This window comes from Streptomyces sp. SID3212, from assembly GCF_009865405.1.
Lineage (GTDB): Bacteria > Actinomycetota > Actinomycetes > Streptomycetales > Streptomycetaceae > Streptomyces.
Map to the genome: position 1 here is coordinate 1 of NZ_WWJY01000101.1, position 8300 is coordinate 8300.

At 71.9% G+C, this 8300-nt stretch carries 10 protein-coding genes; 1 reads left to right on the plus strand and 9 read right to left on the minus strand.

All coding sequences use genetic code 11. The features are described 5' to 3' along the window. Positions 1 to 1574: DUF4118 domain-containing protein (locus GT042_RS02900; protein WP_161307116.1), on the minus strand; the 1574-nt coding region annotated here is incomplete at its 3' end. A 133-nt stretch (positions 1575 to 1707) separates the two neighbouring features. Continuing rightward, positions 1708 to 2211 carry a hypothetical protein gene (locus GT042_RS02905; protein WP_161307117.1) on the minus strand — a complete coding sequence of 168 codons (504 nt, stop codon included), beginning with the start codon at positions 2209 to 2211 and terminating at the stop codon, positions 1708 to 1710. A 223-nt stretch (positions 2212 to 2434) separates the two neighbouring features. Here GT042_RS02905 and GT042_RS02910 point away from each other — a divergent pair, with 223 nt between their 5' ends. Continuing rightward, on the plus strand, positions 2435 to 2944 hold the full coding sequence (locus GT042_RS02910) for a GNAT family N-acetyltransferase (protein ID WP_161307118.1): 510 nt from the start codon (positions 2435 to 2437) through the stop codon (positions 2942 to 2944). Positions 2945 to 3040: 96 nt separating this feature from the next. Here GT042_RS02910 and ppk2 read toward each other — a convergent pair whose 3' ends face one another. The 7 genes from ppk2 to GT042_RS02945 all read right to left on the minus strand — a co-directional run. Next, a complete protein-coding gene (gene ppk2 / locus GT042_RS02915) occupies positions 3041 to 4000 on the minus strand; it encodes a polyphosphate kinase 2 (RefSeq protein WP_237530422.1) in 960 nt (319 codons plus the stop codon). A 44-nt stretch (positions 4001 to 4044) separates the two neighbouring features. Next, on the minus strand, positions 4045 to 4263 hold the full coding sequence (locus tag GT042_RS02920; RefSeq protein WP_161307120.1) for a hypothetical protein: 219 nt from the start codon (positions 4261 to 4263) through the stop codon (positions 4045 to 4047). 400 nt (positions 4264 to 4663) lie between these two features. Then, positions 4664 to 6430 (minus strand): complex I subunit 5 family protein, encoded by a 1767-nt coding sequence (locus tag GT042_RS02925; protein ID WP_161307121.1) that lies wholly within the window; start codon positions 6428 to 6430, stop codon positions 4664 to 4666. Further along, entirely contained in the window at positions 6427 to 6774 is a 348-nt protein-coding gene (locus GT042_RS02930) for a sodium:proton antiporter (protein WP_161307122.1), read from the minus strand. Before GT042_RS02930 ends, GT042_RS02925 begins: the two co-directional genes overlap by 4 nt. Before the next feature lie 11 nt (positions 6775 to 6785). Next, entirely contained in the window at positions 6786 to 7517 is a 732-nt protein-coding gene (locus tag GT042_RS02935) for an MnhB domain-containing protein (protein ID WP_161307123.1), read from the minus strand. Then, positions 7514 to 7810: a DUF4040 domain-containing protein gene (locus tag GT042_RS02940; RefSeq protein WP_161307124.1), complete on the minus strand. Its 297-nt coding sequence runs from the start codon at positions 7808 to 7810 to the stop codon at positions 7514 to 7516. Before GT042_RS02940 ends, GT042_RS02935 begins: the two co-directional genes overlap by 4 nt. Then, the coding region (locus GT042_RS02945) for a monovalent cation/H+ antiporter complex subunit F (protein ID WP_345943660.1) at positions 7803 to 8300 on the minus strand (498 nt) is incomplete at its 5' end. The genes GT042_RS02945 and GT042_RS02940, both read right to left, overlap by 8 nt.

The following is an 8300-nucleotide window of genomic DNA, read 5'->3' on the forward strand; positions in this document are numbered from 1 at the left end:
GCGAAGGTCTCCCGTACCCGCTCCAGCAAGGCGTCCAGGGTGGTCTCCCCGCGCAGGACACTGCCCGCGAGGAACGACAGGATCTCGGACTCCGCCCGCAATCGGGCGGCCTGGTGGGTACGGCGGGCCGCCAGGTCCACCACCGACGCCACCGACACCGCGACCGCCACGAAGATGACGATGGCGACGATGTTCTTCGGGCTGGCGACGGTCAACTGGTGCAGGGGCGGCGTGAAGTAGTAGTTGAGCAGCAGCGAGCCGAAGGCGGCCGAGGCCAGGGCCGGAAACAGTCCGCCGAGCAGCGCCGCGGCCACCGTCAGGGCCAGGAACAGCAGCATGTCGTTGGCGAGGCCCACCTCCGGCGCCATCTGGTTGAGCAGCAGGGTCAGCAGCGCCGGTCCCGCCACCCCCGCCAGCCATCCCCAGATGATCCTGGAGCGTCCGAGCCGTGCCCCACGGGCGGCCGGGAGCCCGCGCCCCTTCGCCACCTCGCCGTGCGTGACGATGTGGACGTCGAGGTCGGGCCCCGACTCCCGGGCGACGGTCGTGCCGACGCCGGGACCGAACACGTACTGCCAGGTCTTGCGGCGGCTGGACCCCAGCACGATCTGCGTGGCGTTGACCCCGCGCGCGAAGTCGAGCAGCGCGTGCGGCACGTCGTCCCCGACGACGTGGTGGAACGTGCCGCCGAGATCCTCGGCCAGGGTGCGCTGGACGGTCAGTTCCTTCGGGGACGCGGAGGTCAGCCCGTCGCTGCGGGCGATGTACACCGCGAGCACCTCGCCGCCCGCGCCCTTCTCGGCGAGGCGGGCCGCGCGGCGGATGAGCGTACGGCCCTCCGGCCCGCCGGTGATCCCCACGAGGATCCGCTCACGGGCCTGCCAGGTCGAGCGGATGTTGTGCTCACCCCGGTACACCTGGAGGTATTCGTCCACCCGGTCCGCCACCCACAGCAACGCCAGCTCACGGAGCGCGGTCAGATTCCCGGGCCGGAAGTAGTTCGACAGGGCCGCGTCGAGTTTGTCCGGCTGGTAGATGTTGCCGTGGGCCATGCGGCGGCGCAGGGCCTGCGGGGACATGTCCACCAGCTCGATCTGGTCGGCCCGCCGCACCACCTCGTCCGGGACCGTCTCCCGCTGCCGTACCCCCGTTATCGACTCGACCACGTCCCCCAGCGACTCCAGGTGCTGGATGTTGACGGTGGACACCACGTCGATCCCCGCGTCGAGCAACTGCTCGATGTCCTGCCAGCGTTTCGCGTTGCGGGAGCCGGGGACGTTGGAGTGGGCCATCTCGTCGACCAGCGCGACGGCCGGATCGCGCTCCAGGACGGCGTCGACGTCCATCTCGGTGAAGACCGTGCCCCGGTACTCCAGCTCCCGGCGCCGGATCTCCTCCAGGCCGTGCAGCATGACTTCCGTACGCGGCCGGCCGTGGTGCTCGACCAGGGCCACCACACAGTCCGTACCGCGCTCGACCCGGCGGTGCGCCTCGGAGAGCATCGCGTACGTCTTGCCGACCCCGGGCGCCGCACCCAGATAGATGCGCAGCCTGCCGCGTCTGCCATGTCCCATGAATCCACAGCCAACCCCGGTTCGGGAGGGCGCGGCGGGGCGTTGACGGGTCCCTTACGGTCGCCACGACGGCTTTGACAGATTCCTTACGCCGGGTGGGGTGCGGTCGCCCCGGAACCACCGCCTCCGCCGGTCAGCGGTCGGCCACGGGCCTCGCGGTGTCCAGCGCGGCCCCCGCGTGGTCCGCGAGTGTGACGGCGACCAGCCTGACCTGCCGGGACGGTACGGTCCCGGGCGCGGGCACGATCATGAAACGGCCGCAGTAGTGGCCGTTGGCCGCCGCGCGCAGTTCGATCTCGCCCTCCGGCCAGCCCCGCCGCTCCAGGTCCCACGGCTGCCGGTCCACGATCACCTCGCCGTCCTGCGCCAGCCGCGCGGGATGGCCCATGAGGTTGCCGTACTCGAAGCGCCAGCCCCGCAACGCCAGCGTGTCGGCCAGCTGGCGGCCGACCTGGTCGACCACGGCGTCCGGAGCCCCGGCCGCCTGCGACAGCTCGGCGGTGTCGTGGAGGCGGCGCAGATACCCCGCGTCGGCCGCCGCGATGGTACGCAACCTCCGTACGTAGAGGGCCAGTCCGGTCACGATCAGCCCGGCGCCCAGCCCCGGTGCGACGCGGTCGCGCAAGCGGAAAGTCATGATGCACCTCTTCGGTTCTCGCGGGGCCGGGAACCGGCCTCCCTTCCAGGGTGCTCCTCCGCGGCCCGTACGGCTCGCGCGGCCGGAGGCCTGACGGGACCCTGGCGGTCTCCCGCCGTACGTTGACGCCCTGTTGACGCCCGCACGACGCCCGCACGACGCCCGGACGACGCCCGGAGGCGCCGGTGACACGCCGCGCTGTCCCGTGATAGTCCTCCCTGTCATGGACGATCTTGTGACAGAGCGGCTGGTACTGCATCCGTTGAGTGTCATGGAGGCCGAGCGGGTGGCGGCGGGGGAGCCGGACAGCGAGGACCGGTGGGCGCCGGGCTACCCCGCCGACGGGGACATGGTCGGGGCCAGGCGTTTCCTGACGACCTGCGCGATCACCGGGGATCCCCAGCCGTTCGGGGCGTACGAGATCCGCCGCCGCGAGGACGGCCGGGCGGTGGGCGGCCTCGGTTTTCACGGAGCCCCCGACGAGGACCGTAGGGTCACGATCGGCTACGGCCTGATCCCCTCGGCGCAGGGCCAGGGGTACGCCTCCGAGGCGCTGCGCGAGCTGCTCCGATTCGCGCGGTCGCGGGGCATCACGCGGGTGGACGGCGACGCGGACCAGGACAACGTCGCGTCCCATCACGTCATGAGCGCGGCCGGGATGCGCCTGGTGTCGGAGGACGAGGAACTGAAGTACTACCGGATCACGTGGCCGGAGGCGTCCGGGGTCTTCTGACCGGACACGGCCCGGGGCCCGGGACGTCCTGTCCCGGGCCCCGGGCCGGCGGATCCTGCCCGCGGATCATTCGGACGGGCGGATCCTGCCGGCGGATCATTCGGACGGATGGTCGCCCGGTCCCTCTATGCGGTCGGCGAGCGGGGTGGGCGAGAGGTCCGTGCTCTCCTCCCCCGGCTCCAGCAGGGTGTCCGCCGGGCCAACGATCAGCGGATCCGGTTCCCCGACCACCTTCTCGTCCTTGTTCGCGTAGTCGAAGCGCCGGAGCAGGCTGCGCATCGCCTCCAGCCGGCCGCGCTTCTTGTCGTTGCTCTTCACGACCGTCCAGGGCGCCGCCGCCGTGTCGGTCGCCCGGAACATGTCGATCTTGGCGGCGGTGTACTCGTCCCAGAGGTCCAGCGAGGCGAGGTCGGTCGGAGACAGCTTCCACTGCCGTACCGGATCGATCTGCCGTATCGCGAACCGGGTGCGCTGTTCCGTGCGGGAGACCGAGAACCAGAACTTCACCAGCAGGATGCCGTCCTCGGTGATCATCCGCTCGAACAGCGGGGCCTGCTGGAGGAATTGTTCGTACTCGCCGGGCGTGCAGAAGCCCATCACGCGCTCCACGCCCGCCCGGTTGTACCAGGAGCGGTCGAAGAAGACGATCTCCCCGGCGGACGGGAGGTGGGCGACGTACCGCTGGAAGTACCACTGGCCGGCTTCGCGTTCGGTCGGCTTCTCCAGGGCGACCACGCGGGCCCCACGGGGGTTGAGCCGCTCGGTGAAGCGCTGGATCGTGCCGCCCTTGCCGGCCGCGTCCCGTCCCTCGCACACGACAACGACGCGCTGGCCGGTGTCCTTGACCCACCGCTGGAGCTTGAGCAGCTCGATCTGGAGGACCCGCTTGGTCCTGTCGTACTCCGCCCGTCCCACCTTGCGGTCGTACGGGTAGTTCTCACGCCACGTCCGGACGGCCCGGCCCTGGCCGTCGAGCAGCACCGGCTGCTCCGGGCGGCGGTCGTCCACGGTGAGGCCGTCGAGCAGAGGACGGTCGCCGTCCTTCGGGAGATCCATACCCGACCGCTTACCCGATTCCGTGCCGCTCATCAGCCCAGTTCCTACGAACGACGCGGGGCGGAGGTACGGCGGCGTACCGGGACGGGGGGTCTGACGAAGAAGCTCTCGCTCTCGCCGTCCATCTCGTCCTCCGGGAGCGGCGCCAGTTCGACGGTGTAGCGGGGCTCAAGAAAGATGTCGTGGTGCTGCGGGCGCGCGTTCAGCGCGTCCTCGGCGGCCGGTTCCTGCGACGGATCCTGGCGCGACGGTGAAGAAGGCATGCACAACCGTTCGGATAGTCGAGCGGACGCGCGGCCTGAATGCCGGTCGACCCGCTGGCAAGCTGTCTCCCTCATCATTCCCCGTCGGGCACGGCCACACGTCGCCTGTGCTCGGCGTGGCCGGTCAATGATCACTCACTGATCGCCCACCGGTCGGTGGGCGTCCCCGTACGGAGCTGGGGGAGGGTGCGCGAGAGCAGCCTTGAGCGGCATGCGTCTGCGAGAGGACCAGTGTCTCACCGATCTCCGACTGGGTCATCTCCCGGTCGCCCGCAATTCGGCGCGTCCTCGGTCCCGGCCCTGATCGCGGCCCTGGACCCGCCTCCGAAACCCGGCGCCGAATCCCCTCCGACCCGGCACCGGCCCCGGCTCCTGACCCCGGCCCGCTACCCCGTCCCGCTCAACTCGCGAGGTAGCCGGGAAAGGTGAGCGCGCCGAGCAGCGCCATGCCCACCAGCAGCCAGGCGACATAGTCCCCGATGTGCCCGGAGTGGAGGCGGCGCAGCGGCGCGGTCCAGTCGCGCGCCGTGGCGCCCGGGGGACGGAGGGCCGCGTACGTGCCGACGGCCGCGGCGAGGGCGGCCGAGAGGAGCCCGAGCAGCACGCCCGTGGTCGTCCATTCCGGCGCGAACGACGCCGTACCGGGCAGCGCCTCGTCCACGGCGAGCCCGACCTGGGTCGCGACGGCCGGGACGACACCCACGACCAGACCGCCGAGCAGCAGGACGGCCGGCACCGCCACCATGGTGTCGGGGACGCGTCCGAAGGTCCCGCTGGTCTCCGGTTTCTCCCGCTCACCGTGGGTCTCGTACGTCTCGTCGCCGACGGGCCGGGGTCCCCAGCCGCCGAAGACGCCGGCCGCCACGCGCAGCACCGCTCCCCCGGTGAGCGCCGACACGCCGACGAAGAGGACGGTCAGCGGGGTGCCCGCGGCCTCCTCGGTGAGCGCCTTGCCGAGGGCCGTACCGAACGGGGGCAGCCCGGCGAGGGCCAGGCCGCCCGCCGCGAACAGTCCCGCCACCAGGGGGAGCCGGCGCGCCCTGCCGTGGAGTTCGTGCTCGTCGACGCTGCCGTACCGGTCCAGCAGGATGCCGACGCAGGCGAACAGGGCCGCCTTCACCCCCGCGTGGGCGAGGACGTAGAGGGCGATGCCGGTCGTCGAGTCGGGGCCGAGCAGGCCGAGGCCGACCAGGAACAGGCCGGTGTGGGCGACGGTCGAGTAGGCCAGCAGCCGTTTGAGGTGGCGTTGTTGCCAGCACATGACGGCTCCGACCAGGGCGGACGCGGTGCCCAGCGTGACCAGGGCGCGTTCCGCGTCGGAGGACGCCACGCCGCCGGGCCCGGCGAAGACGGTCCAGTACACGCGCCCCACGCCGTACACGCCCAGCTCGACCATCACGCCGGACAGCAGCATGCAGACCGGGGTGGGGGCGACGGCGTGGGCGTCGGGGAGCCAGAAGTGGAAGGGGACGGCGGCGGCTTTGACGAGCAGTCCGGTCAGGACGAGCGCGAAGGCGACGAGGACCAGCGCGTCGGGGCCGCCCCTCGCGTCGAGCCGCGCGCCGATCTGCCGCATGCCCAGCTCGCCGGTGCGCGCGTACAGCAGCACGAGACCGGTCAGAGTGACGTACGCGCCCAGCGAGTTGACGACACCGAAGGTGAGCGCGCCCTGGACTGCCTTGGCCTCCTCGACGCGGTAGCCGGTCAGGGCGTAGGCGACGACGCTCATCAGCTCGAAGAAGACGAAGGCGTTGAACAGGTCGCCGGTGAGCACAAATCCGCACATGCCGGCCTGGAAGAGCAGCACCAGCGCCGGGAAGGTCCCGGTCTGCTGCTGCGGCGGTTCTTCGAAGTACCGCCAGGAGTAGGCGAGTACGGCGACGACCAGGAGGGAGATCAGGGTGGCGAGCCCGAGGGCGATCCTGTCCCCGACGAGCACGATCCCCACACTGTGCCCGTGCCGCGGTGTCCATCCGCCGGCCCATTCGACCAGGGGACGCGAGGAGGGGGACGCCACGAGGAGGTACACGGCGAGGCCGGCGGTGCCCGCGGCGACGGCGCAGCCCACGGTCTCGGCGACGATCCGGCGGAGCCGGCGGCCGGTCGCGACGAGGAGGGCCGCTCCGAGCAGCGGCGATGCCACGATCAGCGGCAGGAGCTGGTTCACCCGCGCAGCTCGGACAGTTCGTCGGGATCCACCGTGCCGTGCCGCTTGGAGACCTGGATGACCAGGGCGAGCAGCAGCGCGGTGAGGGTGGCGCCGACCACGACGTCCGTGAGGGCGAGGGCCTGGACGACGGGGTCGACGACCGGGCGGGAGCCCGGTGCCAGGTCGGAGAAGACGGGGGCGGTGCCGTCGTCGCGGTAGCCGACGGCGAGCAGCAGGACGTACGTGGACGACTGGCACACGGCCAGGCAGCCGACCGCGTGGAGGAGGTTGCGGCTGGTGGCGAGCCCGTAGCAGCCCACGAGGAAGATCCACGCGGCTACCAGGTACGGCAGTACGGACATCGGTTCCCCTCTCACCCGGCCTTCTCGATCTCGACCGCCTGGTCCAGGAAACGGGCGAGCAGGACGACCACCGCGCAGGCGACCTCCACGCCGATGGCCGCGTTCAGGAGCGGGACGGTCCCTCCGGAGGAGAGGGTGTTGAAGGTGCCGAGCGGCACGAAGTTGGCGAGGAACGCGGCGCCCCAGACGAGTCCGGCGATGCCCAGCAGGGCGTACGCGCTCTCGCTGATCGCGTCGCCGAGGGTGAACAGCCAGAGGGGTCTGACCCGTTCCAGGGCGCGGTAGTCGACGGCGATGTAGAGCAGGTGCAGCGCGGTCGCGACGACCACCCCGCCCTGGAAACCGCCGCCGGGGCTGAGCTGGCCGTGGGCGACGATGTACAGGCCGACCAGGAGCGTGACGGGCAGCGCGTAGAGCGCGTATCGGCGTACGAAGGCGGCGACCTGGGCGGGGGCGGGCTCGACCTGGCGTTCGTCGCGGGTCTGGCGCAGCAGCACGACGGTGCCGAGGACGGCGGCGAAGAGGATGCTCTCCTCCCCCAGCGTGTCGAAGCCGCGCTGGTCGAAGTTGACGGAGGAGATGACGTTCGCGGTGCGGTGGGCCAGTGAGGCGCTCACCGCGCGGTCGCCGTAGGGGTGGGAGTCGCCGCCGAAGCCGGGGAGTTCGAGGTAGGCGGTGACGAGCAGGACGGCGACCCCGGCGGTGCCGAGCGCCAGCACCCACATCCGCAGCCTGCGGCTCATGCCGTCCCCCTCCGGCCGTTCGCCGTGGACGGCGACGGCTCGGCGGGCCGTGGCAGGCCGCGGCGCCGGATCTTCCGTACGGAGAGAAGGAGCAGGAGCGGTGTCAGCGCCGAGCCGACGGCGAGCTGGGACAGCGCCACGTCGGGGGCCTGGAGGACGGTGAACAGCAGGGCGAGGGTGAGGCCGAGCAGCGACAGGACGAGCGCCTGACGCGCGGGGTCGCGGACCAGGACGGCCGCGGTGGCGGCCGCGGCGACGAGCAGGAGGGTGACGACGATCAGTACGTCATCCATGGCCGGCGGCCCCTTCGGTGTCCTGGGGCAGGGGCGGCGGGCTGTGCCGCAGGGCCCGGGAGGAGATCAGGTTGCCCGCCACCAGCAGCGTCCCGATCACGAGGAGTTTCACCGTGGCCCTGCCCGGGTCGGTGACCACACACAGCGGTACGACGACCGCGGCCGACGCGACGACGGCGAGGACGTCGGAGGCGCGGCCGCGCGGCGGGTCGGCGACCAGTTCCTCCACGAAGAGCCGTGCGTAGATCAGCGTGCCGGCGGGGCCGAGCACGGCGAGGACGAGCGCGGAATCCAGGTAGGCGGAACGCCCGTACCCCTGCGCCAGCAGGAGCAGGACGAGGCAGCCGGTGAGGGTGGCGAGGTTCTGCGCGAGGACCCGGCGTCGTACGGGTCCGGTGGCCACGCCCAGGATCGCCGGGGCCGTACCGCCCAGGAGCAGGACGATCGCGGCGAGGAGCCAGCCGTTCACCGGTCGGACACCGCCCGGCGG